The sequence below is a fragment of the Parapedobacter defluvii genome, from assembly GCF_014642075.1.
GTDB lineage: Bacteria > Bacteroidota > Bacteroidia > Sphingobacteriales > Sphingobacteriaceae > Parapedobacter > Parapedobacter defluvii.
This window is the reverse complement of the sequence record NZ_BMIK01000002.1, coordinates 519,646-536,777: the sequence shown is the minus strand read 5'-3', so window position 1 is coordinate 536,777 and position 17,132 is coordinate 519,646. Positions and strand designations below refer to the sequence as shown.

10 protein-coding genes are annotated in these 17,132 nt (G+C 52.1%); all 10 read left to right on the top strand.

The window, feature by feature from the left end; genetic code table 11:
• Positions 1-12 precede the first annotated feature (12 nt).
• Genes IEX60_RS06090 through IEX60_RS06045 form a run of 10 tightly spaced genes read left to right on the top strand, consistent with a single transcriptional unit; the run spans position 13 to position 17,124 of the window.
• Positions 13-3,009 carry a SusC/RagA family TonB-linked outer membrane protein gene (locus IEX60_RS06090; protein ID WP_188748497.1) on the top strand — a complete coding sequence of 999 codons (2,997 nt, stop codon included), beginning with the start codon at positions 13-15 and terminating at the stop codon, positions 3,007-3,009.
• 25 nt (positions 3,010-3,034) lie between these two features.
• Entirely contained in the window at positions 3,035-4,576 is a 1,542-nt protein-coding gene (locus tag IEX60_RS06085) for a RagB/SusD family nutrient uptake outer membrane protein (RefSeq protein ID WP_229717447.1), read from the top strand.
• Positions 4,577-4,586: 10 nt separating this feature from the next.
• The gene (locus IEX60_RS06080; RefSeq protein ID WP_188748495.1) at positions 4,587-5,696 is read left to right on the top strand and encodes a discoidin domain-containing protein; all 1,110 of its coding nucleotides are present in this window, start codon (positions 4,587-4,589) and stop codon (positions 5,694-5,696) included.
• A gap of 20 nt (positions 5,697-5,716) precedes the next feature.
• Positions 5,717-6,802: a DUF5007 domain-containing protein gene (locus IEX60_RS06075; protein ID WP_188748493.1), complete on the top strand. Its 1,086-nt coding sequence runs from the start codon at positions 5,717-5,719 to the stop codon at positions 6,800-6,802.
• A 22-nt stretch (positions 6,803-6,824) separates the two neighbouring features.
• Positions 6,825-9,965: a SusC/RagA family TonB-linked outer membrane protein gene (locus IEX60_RS06070; RefSeq protein WP_229717446.1), complete on the top strand. Its 3,141-nt coding sequence runs from the start codon at positions 6,825-6,827 to the stop codon at positions 9,963-9,965.
• A 14-nt stretch (positions 9,966-9,979) separates the two neighbouring features.
• Positions 9,980-11,494, top strand: a complete 1,515-nt coding sequence (locus IEX60_RS06065; RefSeq protein ID WP_229717445.1) for a RagB/SusD family nutrient uptake outer membrane protein — start codon at positions 9,980-9,982, stop codon at positions 11,492-11,494.
• Positions 11,495-11,508: 14 nt separating this feature from the next.
• On the top strand, positions 11,509-12,318 hold the full coding sequence (locus IEX60_RS06060) for a hypothetical protein (RefSeq protein WP_188748488.1): 810 nt from the start codon (positions 11,509-11,511) through the stop codon (positions 12,316-12,318).
• A gap of 12 nt (positions 12,319-12,330) precedes the next feature.
• Positions 12,331-13,947 (top strand): IPT/TIG domain-containing protein, encoded by a 1,617-nt coding sequence (locus tag IEX60_RS06055; protein ID WP_188748486.1) that lies wholly within the window; start codon positions 12,331-12,333, stop codon positions 13,945-13,947.
• A gap of 33 nt (positions 13,948-13,980) precedes the next feature.
• Entirely contained in the window at positions 13,981-15,693 is a 1,713-nt protein-coding gene (locus IEX60_RS06050) for an alkaline phosphatase family protein (RefSeq protein ID WP_188748484.1), read from the top strand.
• Between the two features lie 48 nt (positions 15,694-15,741).
• Positions 15,742-17,124, top strand: a complete 1,383-nt coding sequence (locus IEX60_RS06045; RefSeq protein WP_188748482.1) for a discoidin domain-containing protein — start codon at positions 15,742-15,744, stop codon at positions 17,122-17,124.
• Positions 17,125-17,132: the final 8 nt, after the last annotated feature.

Below are 17,132 nucleotides of genomic sequence, written 5' to 3'. Positions count from 1 at the left end.
AAACCAATTTATATGCGTAACACAATAATTTTATTAGGTTGTGCACTGTTATTCCTCACGTACCCCACATTTGCCATTCACCATTTCCAGGAAGGCGGCACGAATAATCAGCCAGTGGATACTGCGGGAACGACCGTTCCGCAAGACAGTCTTGTCAATGACACCACGTTGGTCAAAGAACTGACAATCAGCAGAGTGGATTCCATTTTCACAGATGTGAACGTACGGTCAATGAGTACTGCGCCTGACGAAATTGCTCGTTTCCCGGCGGTTTCACTCCAGCAGTATCTAAAAGACCAGGCTGCTGGTCTGTATGTCCAGGAAAATACCGGGGAACCAGGAAGCGTGCAGCAGATGTATATCCGGGGGCTCCCGATGCCGATTCTGTCTCACAAAGAGATCTATCAGTCGCAGCCATTGGTAGTTGTGGATGGCATTCCACTCATCGGCGAACATCCGTTCGCATTTGACATCCAGCAATACCAATTCAGCCGCATTGGTCCGGCCACCAATCTCCTGAGTAACATCGACATGAATAATATTGCATCGGTAACGGTGCTTAAGGACCTGGCAAGTATCGCGTTATACGGCCCAATGGGTGCCAATGGTGTGATTGCAATCACGACCAAACAGCCCACAACCCAACGAAAAATCAGCTTCAACGTATATGCAGGTGTAGCCCAACGGCCCACCGTAACAACCATCAACGGCGCATATGAAAATGCATTCCGCAAGCAATTTTATGACCGGTATACGGCTACCGGCAGGTATTCGGCAGACGACAGTTATCCGCTTTACCTAAGCGATTCCCTGAATACGTCTTATTATGGTCCGTCCAACTGGACAGACAGCTATTACCAGACCGGCTTACTGTATTCGGCCAATGCCGACATATCGGGTGGAAGTGACCGTGCGAATTTCCGCTTTGCGGCGGGGCATCTGCGGAATCAGGGGGTAGCCGATGAAACGGGATTGAAGCGATACAGCGCGCTGTTTAACATCAACATGAAACCCATGAAGTGGCTGCTATTCTCGGCCATGATCAGCGGAAACCGTGTACAGCGTGACCGCAACCGGTCATTGCGCGACCGTTTTGCCACAGCGTCCTACATTCCCGATCCTTCCTCACCGCTGTCTCCAAACGACGAGATATACCGTCAATACCTTACACAGTTTGACAACAGTTTTGACAACAACGCGACGAATATTGTTGAGGGGCATGCCAAGCTGGTTTTTGACTTTAACCGCGTTAAAATCGCTTCCCGCGTGGCAGTGGACTACAACGAAGGGTACCGTGATCTCTTTTATCCACGCACGCTGATGGAAGAAAACAGCTTTGCGTCCAACTATTACGGTTACAACCAACGGCTTATTTTCGACAATCATGTAACCTACGATGTCAATATAGGTGGCAAACACACACTGTTTGTTGAAGGCGGCGGCGTGCTGCAATGGGATGCGTTCAAATACAACTACGCATATGCCTATAAGGGTATCAACGATTTTATTAAAATCAACCTACTCGAATCTGACCCCAACAACGGCAATTACCTTAATCCAACGGCTTTTCCCCGGGAATTGGTTTTTAAGTTCCTGGATTACACCAAACAGAACATCGTATCTTTTTACGGCCGTGGATCCTATAATTTCGACAACCGATATACGGTTTCGCTTCTACTGCGGTCAGACGCTTCTTCCAACGCCCAACCCACCAGCCGGTGGCTGTTTACCCCGGTACTGTCTCTGGGTTGGAACATCCGGAATGACCTATTGACCGAAAGTTCGGTTTTTTCGACATTCAACCTGCGTGCCAGTGGTGGACGCATGGGCCGACTGAACGCATTTGATAATTTTTCGCAGGGCCCATCCTATTCCACGCAGGTAGGGTACACGGGCAACCTCATTACACCGGGCTACAACGGCATGGGGGTATTGACCCGGCCTTATGATTTCGGTTGGTCGGGGTATGGAATTCCTTGGTCGTATACCGATCAACTAAACATCGGCCTGGACCTGGGCTTAGCCGACGAACGGGTACAGGTCAACCTGGATTGGTATACCAAGTACGACAGAAATCAGCTTCTCGGAATCCCCTCCTACGCCGAATTCGGTTATCGCCAGTCTTACGAAGCCGGCATGGAGGTTAACAATACGGGAGTGGAAATGCTGGTGCAGATTGAAGCATTCCGCGGTGGAGCAGGAAAGTTTTCCTGGACGCCTTCGCTGAACATTAACTATAATCAAAACAAACTAACGGCCTTACCGGGTGGGCGCAACGAACTGATTATCGATAACCGTCTGTTTCGCGTCGGTGAGCGGGTTGACCGGTTCTGGTTACTGCAAAACGATGGCATTTTTCTGTCGGATGCCGAAATACCCACGGTCGATGGACAACCTTTGCGGTATAACGGCATTCCACTGCGGGCCGGTGACCCGAGATGGGTCGATACCAACGGTGACAATACGATCGACAACAACGATCGAGTGCTCATGGGCTCCATTTTCCCAAAGGTATCGGGGGGCTTTATGAACCAGTTCCGCTATGGCAAATGGACACTGGATGCTAATTTTTATTTTAACTTAGGTCGTAATGTACTGAATGCCGATATGGCCAACCGCTTTGATTTCATCAACCGCGAAGGTACCGTGGAAATCAATTCAGTAAAGGAAATTACTTTTTGGGAAAAACACGGCGACTACAATCGGTATCCCATTTATAACCCCTGGAGTAATGTAATTCCCTACCGTGCAGAGCAGGACCTATTCCTGGAAAATGGCTCATTTCTTAAGTTGCGGACACTGTCACTAGGTTATGACTTAACCGAGCTGCTGAGCAAACGAGCGGGCACTATTGAACGATTTTTCATCTATTGTACAGGCAACAACCTGTTTACACTCACCCCCTACTCGGGGCGAGATCCGGAACTGGTCGACTTCATGGGACGCGACACGGGATACGGCCTACCCATCCCCCGGACCTACACATTGGGCATCCGAATGAATTTGTAAATCACTGAAAGCATCAAGATACATCATGAGTAAACCGATAAATAACAAGCTACTGATCAGACGGCTGGTGCCCTGGGGCATCGCGGTCGTGCTGCTCGCGTTGACCGGCAGCTGTAAAAAGATGCTGGATGTCGACTCGTCGCGCGTGGTGGGCGAAAAAAACATGTGGAATTCACTGGAAGACACCCGTGCCGCAGTAATGGGCACCTATGGTCTTGTACGTGCAGCGCTGGCTGACTACAATGCCCATTGGCTCTATGGTGATGTCCGTGCCGGTGAATTCACCAGTCCGACGAGACAGGACCTCCGTGCCATCATCAGCAATGACCTTACCGCTTCCTATCCCTCGCTGGAGGCCCTCTCTAATTGGCGACGTTGGTATGCAGTGATCAATTCAGCAAACATCTTCCTGGAGCGTGTGCACGAGGTCCATGAGAAAGACCTCCGATACACCGAAAACAACATGGTGGTGGATATCGCCCAAATCCGGTTCCTGCGTGCTTTCGCCTATTTTTACATGGTCAGGAACTGGGGTGATGTGCCACTCATTGTTTCCTCCCATGACGGCAATTTTGAAAACAAACCCCGCGAAAACCAAGACCGGGTACTGGCCTGGGCCGAACAGGAAATGCTGGCCGCTGCGGCAGACCTTCCCTACCGCTACAGTGCAGGCGATGAACAGCAGCAGGGTAATTATTACAACGAAACAACCGGCCGCTGGGATGGTGCACTGGCACGCAAGCTATCGGCCTATGCGGTACTTGCACACCTGGCCGCCTGGCAAGGGGACTACCCTTCCGTGGCCAACTATAGCAAGTTCGTGATTGACAACTACCAAAAGGCCACCAACGATTACATTTCCACCGATCATCTTACCGCTGCCAATGGCTTTTTCTTTAACAAGAACACCAATCAACTGTTCGGCTTTGCCTTTGACTGGGGGCACGTGGATGCTTCCTTTACCGGCCACATCGAGGAATTAACACTGGCTGAACCGGTGGTCAATAAGCGCATTCCCGATATCTACCTCCCCAAGGACTCGATCATCAACATTTTCAACGAGGGGGGCGACGAGCGATTCAGCCTGGACACGCTGGGTACCCCGGTATCCGATCGCTATTTTTCCAATTATAACGGCAGGTATCCGATCTTCAGCAAGATCAAATGCATCATGGGAGGTGTAAGCGACCCTACGTTCCGGATTTTCACCAGCGCCATCATATTCACGCGGTTGGAAGACGTCACATTGCTGCGGGCGGAGGCATTAGCCGTATTGGGCGAACGTTCGGGTGCCATTGATAACCTCAATGCCATACGGACACGGCGCGGACTGGATGCATACAACGAAGAAGTAAACGGTGACCTGCTCAACGCCATTTTCCTGGAACGCCAGCGCGAGCTGATGGGCGAAGGTCACCGATGGTATGATCTGGTGCGCTACAACCGCATCCGACCTAATCATGCCACGATCAGCCAGCTGATTGCCCGGAATGGCATTTACTGGCCCGTTGCCCAAACGTTGCTGGACCAGAATAAGCAATTGACTCAAAATGAATACTGGCAATAACCCCGTAACCATGAAGAAACTGACCGATTTTCGTTATTGGGTGTTCCTGGGATTGTTGGTAACCTCCTGTGCCAAAGACGGCGGTTATTACAATCCGGCACCCATTGATAAACATTTCGCGGGAGACACCTATGCGTACCTCAAAAGCCAACCGGGCGTTTACGACTCGTTGATCAGTGTGATCGACCGACTGGAACTGGCATCGACCCTACGCGATAGTGACATCACCCTGTTTGCGCTGACCAACGAAAGTTTCCAACTGGCCATAGCCAACCTCAACAACGTACGGTTTCTGGCAGACAAACCGTCGGAATACCTGTCGACCATCAATTACAACCACCTGGATACCATGCTTACGCAATACATCATACGGGGCAAGTATCCTACAGATTCGATGTTACTGCAGGACGGCATCAGCCTAACGGCCATCCGCTACGATTATCCCATGCACGCCAAACTGGCACGTACCACATCCACCGGTTTCCGCGATGGCGGTCCATCGACCATCGAATTCAGCGATACCAAGCGTAGCCAGTTCCGCCGTAATTGGATTACAACAAATACCGGCTCGATCAACATTGAAACGGACAACGGTTTTGTGCATGTTGTCAATAGCGACCATGTATTCGGATTCGGCGATTTCATCAGCCGGCTTACCTATGTACCACCACCCCCCAACCTGTTTAAGCTGATCGGCGGAACGTGGTCAACCTCGCGGGAAAACCCCGGTGGACCAACTGCCATCGAAGCAGCCGAGTTTGCATTTGACGGGAACCGGGAAACCAAGTTCTTCCTCAACAATTTCAACGGCGTCTGGCTGCAGTTTGAGCTGGAAGAACCCGCGGTGGCAGGGGCATATACCCTTACGTCGGCAAATGACCTCGCCCAGCGCGACCCGATCGACTGGAACCTACAGGGTTCCCAGGACGGGGAAAACTGGACGACCCTGGATACGAAGTCGGGGCAGATTTTTGAAGACCGGTTCCAGCTGAAAGTGTTCCGGATCCGCAATGAGGTCGCTTATAAATTTTACCGATTGAATATCACCCGGGTGCGCAGCGGCAGCGATTTCCAGATTGCTGACTGGACCGTGAATGCGCCGGATAACGAAGAGAATTAATTAGAAACGTGTACGCCACTATGCAAAAGATCAATGTTGTTATCGCCCTGCTGCTCAGCATACTGCTTACGGGGGGCTGCAAGAAAGTACTCGATCTGCCGGAAGAGCGGGAATACCTGAGTGAAAACATCAACTACGGTTCGCAGATACTGGAACCCATTATCGGCAGGACCAACCTGATGGGAACCTTCAACTCGGACGACTCATCGCTGCCGCTGACCTTTGAAATTGTCAATGCACGGTATGGCGATGGCCGGCCCGTTACGGATCTGTTCCAGGTCCGGCCCACCTATGTGTGGATTGATGCGTACGATGGCTACGAACAATCGCTGGAAGCAATCGAAGCCAAACGGCGACTGGAAGACCGCCCCCTGTTTGAGGTCCGCGAGTCGGGACAGTTTATTCTCTGGGCCTCTTCCACCAATGAACTCATCGAACCCCGGCCCACAGATAGCAGTAACCTGGTACAGGATATCCGGTTTTTCGATCTCAAAGTATCCAACACCGGCGGAACCGTCTATCTTCGGGATTTCCAGCTCATCCCCTGGCGGGAACGGCCCTATTACCCATTTACGGATACCAATCCGTACACGGGCGAACCCGCACCGGACCCGACCGATCCGGCCAATCCGGATAAACAGGACTACATCCGTCCACGGTTAGACAATGTCATCGGTGCCAACTCCAACCGTCCGCTGCAGAGCAATGACAACATCAAAGACGTGGTGGTTTACATCCGTCCGTTTGAAGGTGGAAATGGCCATAACCTGCGTCTCAAATTCATGCGCCCAGACGGCACATTCATGAACCCCGACGAATTCAATGAAACCAAGTGGGACCAGTTGGTTCACGGCTTCAATCTTGTCAAAACAGCATCGTATGTACAGTACGATGTAGCCTACCCCATCCCACTGGTCAATATCGCCACCCGGTATACCAATGAAAACGGAGGCAGCGCCAGCATCGACATCGAATATTCCCGACGTGGTTTCAGCGGTGGGTTGACGTATGCCTCGTTCGGATTGGATTTCAACATCTACCGGGCAGGCGACTGGGAAATTGTATTCCATTTTAGAAACGAACTACCAAAGTTTGAAGATGAATAAGTTAAAAATCAATTCCTTCGTTATGAAGACCGTACGATTGATAGGGATAGTTGCCGGGTTGCTGGTTGCGTTGGGGTCGTATGGCCAGACCAATGTAACCGTTGCCGGTAATGTCGTCGACGAAAACCGTCAACCTTTTCCCGGTGTCACCGTATTTGTGGGGCGTCCGTTACGGGCGCTGGGTACGACCGATGAAAACGGGAACTTCCGGTTTTCGGTACCTCCCAATTCCACGCTGGTATTCCGGATCATTGGTTATCAGGAGCAATCGCGGAAGGTAGGAAGCGACCGGGAGAGTCTGCGCATTCAGTTGGCGCCGGATGCGAATGCACTGGAAGAGGTGGTGATCCGTGGCTACCAAAAGCGTTCCAAAGAGTTAAGCACGGGTTCGTCCTTCAGCATCGGCGGCGATAAGGTACAGGATATCCCAGTGGCCAATGTGGAACAACTCTTACAGGGCCGGGTGCCGGGTATGAACATACAGCTGAACACCGGTGCACCCGGTTTCCGGGGATCCACCCAAATCCGCGGTCTTTCGACCATCTCCATGACGGGCAGCGGCAACCAATCGTTCCTGCAGCCCACATCGCCGCTTTATGTGATTGATGGCGTGCCGATGGATGCCGACCGTGCCACGGAGTATGGTTTCCAGCAACAGGGGCCCGGTATCAGTCCGCTGTCTCTCATCCCACAGGAAGACATCGCCAACATCGAGATCCTGAAAGATGCCCAAGCCACGTCACTGTACGGTTCGATGGCGGCTTATGGCGTCATTATTATCACGACGAAACGCGGCAATTCGCCGATCCCCCGGGTGCGGTATACCCACAACTCCTTTATCAAAACACCGCCTAAATTACGTGAAACACTGGGGGGAAACCTGGAACGGCAGCTTAAATTGAAGCAGATTTACGAAAATGCGCAGGATTTCTGGGATCTGTGGGATGTATCCGGTTCGCCAATGCTCTCCGATAGCCTCAACGCGTACTGGAACAATTCGACCAATTGGCAGGATTACTACTACCGGACCATTTATAACCAGAGCCATAACCTGGCCATTGACGGCGGTGACCAGCTGTTCAACTACAAAGCCAATATCGGTTATTTTTCCGATCAGGGCATTATCCGCAATACGGGTTTCAGCCGCTATAATGCCAACCTGCGCATGGAATACCAACCTGCCGACCGCCGTTTTCAGATCATCGGCTCGGTAACCGGGCAACTGGGACAGCAGAGCGTGGGCGATGGTATTGGCATGCTGCAGACCGGCATAGCAGAAAACGGGCTTTCTTCGACCCTGCTTCCGCCTCCATCGTTTTACCAGGCGGGGGGCAGCCATGCATCGGCATTGAGCACTGACAACGACAATGCCACGCGGTTGATCCGGTCTAACCTGGAAGCGAGTTACGAATTTATCAAGGGGCTCCGGGCCAGTACCAATGTTAGCTACGAATTTGAATCGAAAACAGAGGACACTTTTACCCCCGCCGTTGCCAACAACCAGTTTGCCCGTGTATATTCCTACAACGGCCGCACCACACAGCTGTATAACCGGAACAGTCTTAATTATTCACGGACATTCCTTGAGCGGCATAATCTATTCGTCAATTTTTTCAATGAATTCCGCATTGCAGGCCGCCAGAGTTCCGTTACCCGGCAGGAACGCAGCCCCAACGACCAATTGCAGGGGCCGATCGGATTTGACGGATACTTTTCCCGCGGCGGCGGACTGCTGGATGACTATACCGATGAACGGGCCGCTTCGTTCGCCTTTGCGGCTTCCTACGACTTTGATAAGCGGTATGTACTGGACCTTTCCTACCGTCTTGACGGTTCCTCGGCCAATGGTTTCGAAAACCTCTATGCACGTAACCCCGCTATCGGATTCCGTTGGAATTTCGACAAGGAGCCTTTTCTCGCTGGCCTTGACTGGCTGGATTACGGGGCGCTGCGTTTAAGCTGGGGGGTCAATATCATCCCTACGGGTACACTGGAGCGGATCTACGGAAAGTTCAACATCACCGGTAACTACAATGGGCAACAGGGAATCGGCCTCGATTTTGATCAGATTCCCAACCCCAACCTCATGCCCAAGACCAACACACAATACAACCTGGGTTTCGATTTTTCCATTTTCAACAACCGGGTGGAAGTAATCTACGATACCTATTATAAGAAAGTGGAAAACGAGCTGTTTGAACAACCCCTTTCCAACATCACCGGATTCAACAAACTATACAGCAATGGTGCGGGTATTGTGAACTACGGCCATGAGCTATTCCTGATGGTCCGGCCACTGCCCATCAACAGTGACTTCAGCCTATCGTTCTCCATCAATGGCGCCATCAACCACGATGTGCTGCTCAGCCTTCCCGACGGCTTTGACGGGCAGTTCATCCGGTGGGAATTTGACCCCAATGAGCATTATCAGCATATCATTCTTCGCGTGGGGGGTGCCTCGCTGGCCAACTACCTCCGCATCAACGATGGGGTGTACGCCACAGATCAGGAGGTGCCTGTAGATCCGGTAACGGGTTTGCGCTACCAGACTAACGGGCAGTTTTTCCAGGGGGGAGATCCCATCCTCCGCGATTTGAACGGTGATTACATTCTTGACGGTTTCGATTACCGGCGTACCGGCAACTCCCAGCCCATCTTCACCGGAGGCTTGTCGGCCATGCTCACCTACAAAAACTTCGGGCTTAACATCAACGGATCCTTTACCGGAAAACGGACGATCCTGAACAATGCGATGGCCCAACGGTTGGGGCTGATGCGTGATCCCTTCGGCAACAAAGCGGTGGTACCGCTGGACGACGTTAACATGTGGCAGCAACCGGGCGACAGGGCCCAGTACCCATATGCTTACGATTACCGCCGCTACGGTACGATCCAACCTTTCCGCTTTGACCAGACGCTATGGGCTGAGGACGGCACCTACTTCAAAATCAACAGCATCGTGCTTTCCTATATGTTTGAGCGCGATTTCATCCGGCGCTTCGGGATAGACAACCTGCGGATCTACCTTTCCGGGGAAAACCTGCATACGTTCTCCCGTTATTCAGGTCCCAACCCGGAAAACGTGACCACCATGGGGCGGGATGTTTCGGAAGGCTACCCTGTACCCCGTACCTACAACATCGGTTTTAATCTCGGATTTTAACGTGCATGACGATCATGAAAAAAAGAATAGCAATTTTGGTCTTATTATTCGCCTCGTATTCGTGTAAAGAATTTCTAACGGTCGAACCGTTGGATCGTCTTACGGGCAATAACTTCTATCAGTCGGTAACCGACGTAGAAACAAACATTGCCAACATGTACAGCATGTTTTTTGACAAACTCAACGAGGGCTGGATCATCGGCGGTATCGGCGAAGTACGCTCGGGCGAAGTCTTTGCCTCGCCCAATGGTAACAGCTACTCCTCACGGCGCGTGGTGGAAGTGCTAGGCCGAAACGACCTGCTTACGGCGATGGACCCTACCCAGCCCTGGAATTGGTACCATTATGAACGGGTCACGAACTGGACCCGGTATTACCAGGTTATCCAAACCGCCAATATCCTCATTGACAAGTTGAACGAGGGAATTCCCGGCCTGAGTGAAACCGAAAAAAAACGGTACCTGGCCGAGGCCACATTTATCCGGTGTTTTACGTATTTCTGGATGGTCCGCCTGTATGGCGACGTGGTTTACTATACCGAGCCTTACCAGGAAGAAGCCTTACCCCGGGAGCCGATGGTATCGGTGATGAATAAATGCCTGGACGACCTCCGGCCGCATAAGGACAACATTCCGTGGACGTATTCAGACCCCGCCCTCAAAGGAGCCCGGGCATCGCGCGGTGGTATCATCGCTCTGCTCATGCACATGAACATGTGGAACGCGGGATTTGACCGCAACAACCGGCAGCGTTACTACGAAGAAGTGGCTGCTTTGGGCACCGAGCTGATCGAAAGCAATGCGTACCGGCTTTACCCCCTTACCGAAGAGGGATGGGCCACCGTAATGAAAGGCCGCTCGGACGAAAGCCTGTTCGAATTTTACCGAAGCATCAACTATCAGGATCAAAACGAAGCCCTGTCGCCTTTTGGCGACCATTTCCTGCGGTGGCCGTATAAATTTCCGCGCTATAACAACCAGATCAGCCATTGTTATTTTATTGACACATATATGGCCAAGCTGTATCCGGCGGGCGTGGCCGACAAACGCCGTGATTTCTGGTTTACCGACATGCTATCCAACAGCGGCCAATTTACGGCGGTAAAATTCGGGTTCAATGTATATGCTTCGGGCAATGAAGACCGCAATCCGGACAATACCTTTATGATTTTCCGGTATGCCGACGCCATCCTCCTGCATGCAGAAGCATTGGCCGAACTGTCGCGTGATAACGAAGCCATTGCGTCGCTCAACCTCATCCGGAATCGTGCAGAAGCCACGCCTTACACCGGTGCCGGCGGAGCAATGCTCAAAGATTTTATTTTCTGGGAACGATGCCGCGAACTGTTTGGCGAAGGGCACCGCTATTTCGATCTGGTCCGTACCCAACGCATCATGAACCCCACCTTCGCCCGCAACCCGTTGAATTCGGATCAATACAACCGCCGGGCGTGGACGTGGCCGATCGATCAATCGGCCCGGGCCAATAATCCGCGGATTGTTTTAAATGAATATTGGTTAAGCAGGTAATAATGTCAGGATTTATGGAGCAATTGATAACGATGAATACGATCAAACAGGTAGTTACACACACAGGCAGGCCTTTGCTGGCTCTGCTGTTGGTTTCCTCCCTCCTCTCTTCCTGTAAACAGGATGAGTACTACACCGACGGCGGGAAGGCCAACCCCTATTTTGACGGCACCATAATGGATTACCTGGACTCGCGGCCCATTGAGCTCGATTCGGTGGCAGAGGTCGCCCGGCTGGCCGGTCTGGATGAGGTGCTGAATACTGAAGAGCTAACCTTCTTTGCCCCCAAAGACGAAGAAATCAGGCGCCTGATCGGGCAAGTGAATTATGAAGGTGAAGACCCCTTTTTGAAGACCGGTACCGCAAACCAGCGACTTTACGACCTCGGGTTAGATACCATACAGACCCTATCAGATATTGATTCGGTGATCTGGCGGAAATACCTGGAGCGATACCTATTCCACGGCAAAAAGCTGTTGAAGGATTATCCACAGATCGACTTTGATATCCTGAGCACCTTCGGCGGCGAAAATTACATCGCATATAACAACACGGTAAGCAACATCGGCGTGGTATTTAACGATGCGGTCACCGATGCAGGCAAACCTACGGAGACCCGCCTGAAATACATGGGCTATCGGCAATTGCATATTTCCTATATCCCCAATGTTTCTGATCCGGCCAGATGGGTAACCCACCCGGTTTCTTCTTCAGACATCCAGCCCCTCAACGGCGTGGTACACGTACTGGATTTCAACCAAGGTGGCGGATTCGGTTTCAACCGGGGAGAAGTGATCCAGGATATTATTCAAAGTAAACGTTAAGAAACGGCCTATATGACACATTCATTCAAAATAGCCTGTTTATTCAGCTTAGCCGGGTGGGGTCTGTGGACCTGCTCCGAAAAAGAGACCGTCCCGGCTGAACCCTACGGCCCCGGTAAAGAGCCCTTGGGAATCGTCATGAACCGGAATCAAACTCCGGCACCTGCCAGCGGACTACCGGGCACCGAGGTAACGATCCATGCAACGGGCCTGATTCCCTTTACCGAACAATTGGTATTCCGGTTCAACGGAGAAATGGCAGAAGTGACCGAGGTAACCGACGAGCACATCAAAGTAGTCGTCCCTGATTTTGCCAGCACCGGTGTGACCTCCATTTCGGTGGGTGACGTGGTTGTATTCGGCCCACAGTTTGAGGTAACGGGAAAAATCAACCCCGATCCGAGTTTTAATGCGACGCAAGGTGCCAACGGTCCCGTAAGCGGGGTGATTCAGACAAATGACGAGCGGATGTTGGTTGTTGGCGAATTCACGGATTACAACAACAAAGGCATTGTACGCCCCATCAACCGGATTGCACGTGCCTTTGCAGACGGCACTTACGATGCCAGTCTTCGCTCGGGAAGCGGAGCCAATGGTGCGCTCTCGGACATCATCCGTTTTGGCAACGGATACCTGATTGCCGGTTCATTCAGCGGTTATGCCCAACGCAATGGGGACATCAGCAACCTGACGCGTATCCATGAGAACGGCACCATTGACACCATGGGGGTACACCCCTTCCGGCGTCCCGACCAGCAGGATACCATCAAGTATTACCCACGCTTCAACGGCGGGTTTGACAAGTATATCGACAAACTCTACGAACAAAACGGGAAAGTGCTGGTAACCGGTGAATTCCGTTATTACATCAGCCGGCAATACGATAAACCGAACCGGCTGGAAACACGCGACAGTGTCATTCTGGACAGTATAGAGATCCGCCAGATTGCCCGGTTGAATGCAGACGGCACCCTCGACAAAACGTACCGATTCAACGATGCGACCGGAAAAGGACTGGAAGCCGGCAATGGAACCGCTAACACGATATTGCACACATCGGGCAACCAACAGGGTAAACTGTTGGTATACGGTAATTTCACCCGCTTCGACGGCCAAAGCGCCGGCCGTATTTTACGGCTTAAAGAGGATGGCACCATCGACGAAACGTTCAATCCGGGTGGCACAGGTGCCGATCAGCTCATCCAACGTGCTTATTACAACCCGGCCACCGGCAAATACCTTATTGCTGGCGAATTCCGCAATTACAACGGAAAGCCCGCATTGCAACTGGCCATGCTCAATGAAGACGGTACGCTCGACGAGGGCTTTGTTCCCCAAGCATTTGAGGGAGGCAGCCCGAACTTTATCAAACAGCTAAGTGACGGCAAGATCATCGTTTCCGGAGGTTTCCGTACGTACAACGGCATTGCCCGGAATGGATTCATGGTACTGGATGAAACCGGTGCATTGCTGGCCGGTTACAATGCAACAGGCCTGTTCAGCGGAACCATCAGAGACATCGTTGAAACCCGTTCTGCCGACGGCCGCCGTGCACTATTGATTTATGGCGACATTGAGCTGTTTGACGGCGAGCCAGTAAACAATTTTCTCCGGATGATTATCGATTAACCGATTAGTTACATAAGAAATCAACATCGCATTATGACTGCAAATCCATACATCTCGAAAACCCTCCGGTTGCTGCTGCCGACAGTGCTAGCGCTAGCGGGTCTGTGGGCATGCCGCGAAGAGTTTGCCCGCAAGATACCCGAAACCGAATATACGGACAGCATTGACGTTGCCTTCGGTACGCCCCGCGTGCTTTATATCATCGCCGACGGTGCCCGGGGAAAGTCTGTGCAGCAGGCAAACCTACCGGCTATCGGTTCGTTACTGCCCAATTCCATTTATTCGTGGGAGTCCCTGTCTGACGAAGAAACGGGGTCACAAAACGGGACCAACTGGGCCGATATGCTGACCGGCGTACAGAAAGCCAAGCACGGCATTCAAGGTGATAATTTTGCAAACGCCGACCTGGAAGATTTTCCGCTACTGTTTGAGCGTATACAGGCCGCAAATCCCGAAAGCGATGTACGGGTGTATACGCCATCTCCGCTGTTTTTCGAGCAGCTCACGGCAGGTGCTAAAGAGCGCGAATTGCTCGACGGCGACGCAGCGGTGAAAGATGCTGCCATTAGCGCATTGGAAGTAGATACCATCACCATGGTTACGCTACATTTCACAGGAATTGACCAGGCAGGCAGCCAGTATGGATATGACCTGTCCGTGCCGCAATACCGCGATGCGCTCCTCGCCTTTGACGGCTATGTAGGAGAAGTCCTTGATGCCGTGAAGAGCCGCCCGAATTACAGCCAGGAAAACTGGCTGGTGGTCATCACCTCCAGCAAAGGAGGAGAATATCCGATACCCGACGAAGAGAATGACAACACGATTTTCAGCAACCCAGAAGTCAATACCTTTACGATCTTTCACTCGCTGCGGTACCAGACACGTGTGATTTCCAAACCTTTCTTAGGTATCCGGTTCCAGGGAGATTTCGTACGTTTCCAGCAACAACTGAGGGGTGAGGTCACCGCGGGCGACAACGACATTTACAACCTGGACAATGAAGCATTTACGATTGAGCTGAAGGTAAAGAAAAATCCGGGGCCAAACAACAATTACCGATACAACTACCCGGCCCTGCTAAACAAGCGGGAACGGTGGACCTGGGATTTTGTGGGCTGGACCATTTTTTTGGAGGAGGATTTCTGGATGTTTAATGCACGCGGACTCGGCAATAACGTAGGCCAAACCCGTGGAGGTACCCTGGCCAATGCGACGTGGAACAGCATTGCCGTGGTGGGTGTGGTACGGGACAATGAGCGGTTTGTCCGCACGTACACCAACGGGCAGTTTAATAACGAAGTGAACATCACCAACTACGGCAGCATCACGAATAACTTTCCGCTGATGCTCGGCGGACAGGCGGATAACGGCCAGGCCGATTGCTACATCAGCGATGTACGGTTTTGGAAAGTGGCATTGCCCGATGATGTCATTTCGCAGTATTCCTGTGAGATCGGCGTGCCGGAAGACCACCCCTATTACGATTTCCTTGCCGGTCTCTGGCCCGTGGTCGGCTCGGAGGGTAACACAATTGACGACATGGGGCCCCTTGGCAGCCACATGACACTGGGCGGTGCTGACATCACCCGTCAATACCAATCGGACTTTGTCTGTGCGCCAAGTTCGGCCGATCTAGGAGCATTGGTACCCCGAAACGTAGACATACCGGCACAGATTATCAGCTGGCTCAAAATACCCCGATTGGAAAGCTGGCAACTGGACGGCCGGGTATGGCTGGACCGTTGATCGAGGTGGCGATAGAGACTGTTAACAAAATTTGCTATCCATTACGATATGAACGCATTAAAACGCATACACACATTAAGCACGTTGGCATTGGCCATGCTGCTGTTCCAGACCTGTACCGATCACGAGCTGGAATCGTTCGACATCAAGTCGACGGATCCCAGTGCGGTATCCCCACGAGAGACCGCAGGCGAACCGCGTAAGGAAGGCGAACGGATGATTGTACCGTTGGCTATCCAACTATCACAACCGGCGGGCAAAGCGTTCCAAGTGGAAATCCAGCTTAACCAGGACACGATAGACCAACTGATTGCCGAAGGAAAACTGGAAGACGTACTGCCGATCCCCAATGAACACCTCGTGGTGCCCACTGCTGTGTCGGTGCCCTTCGGTGCAGACAGCGCCGTTTTTGAAATCGCTATCAATGTGAGTTTTCTGGAACGCAACTACGGCAAGCAGGTGGCGTTTGCCTACCGACTGGCAAATCCCGGAAAAGGCAATACACTGGCCAGCGGCGGCACGGGCGGCGTCGTGACGCTCAATACAACGGATATTTTGCAGCCGGATGAAATCCGGTATCTGTCCATTACCAACGGTGGTGGAAGTATATTGGAAGTGCGCAACCGACAAAATTACCAGGTCCAGTCCGGCGGGCTCAATGTGCCATTGGGTATTTCATTGGCGGGTGTTCCCGGACGGGCCTTTACCGTGGGTGCCAAGCTCAACCCCGATACCCTAGCAACATTGATCGCGGCCGGTGTTCTGCCGGAAAACACCATTCCGTTAGAGGCGAGCCAGCTAACCATGGATACCCTCCGCCGGATCGGCTCTAACATCAGCTCGGCTCCGTTGGATGTGTTCGTGCAGTGGTCGGTTATCGAACAGCATATGGATAAACTCCTTGCCGTACCGGTGACACTGACCAACCCCTCTACCCATGTACTGGATGAAGAAAAGAAATCAGTCATCGTTCTCATTTATCCCGAGCATGTGTTAGAGGTGGACGTAACCAATGAAGGCACCTATAGCGTCAGCCGCGATAATGGCGATGGAGCCGAAGGAGGCGAAGGATCGCTTAAACTGGTGGATAATGACACCCAGACGAAGTTCCTAGTGGGCGACTTCCGGGCCGATCTGTGGGTACAGCTGAAGTACGCTGCACCAACCAAATTGGGCGCCTACACGCTCACCTCGGCCAATGACGCGCCTGACCGGGATCCGAAAGATTGGGAATTGTTGGGATCCAACGACGGAGAGACGTGGACGGTATTAGACAGCCGAACCGGCGAGATATTTACCGAACGCTTCCAAACAAAACGCTACGAATTCAACACGGAAGAATCTTATACGCACTACCGCCTCGAATTTGGCATCAACAACGGAAGCAACCTCTGGCAACTGGCGGAATGGCGGGTAATCCGTGTACCTTAATACCCGGG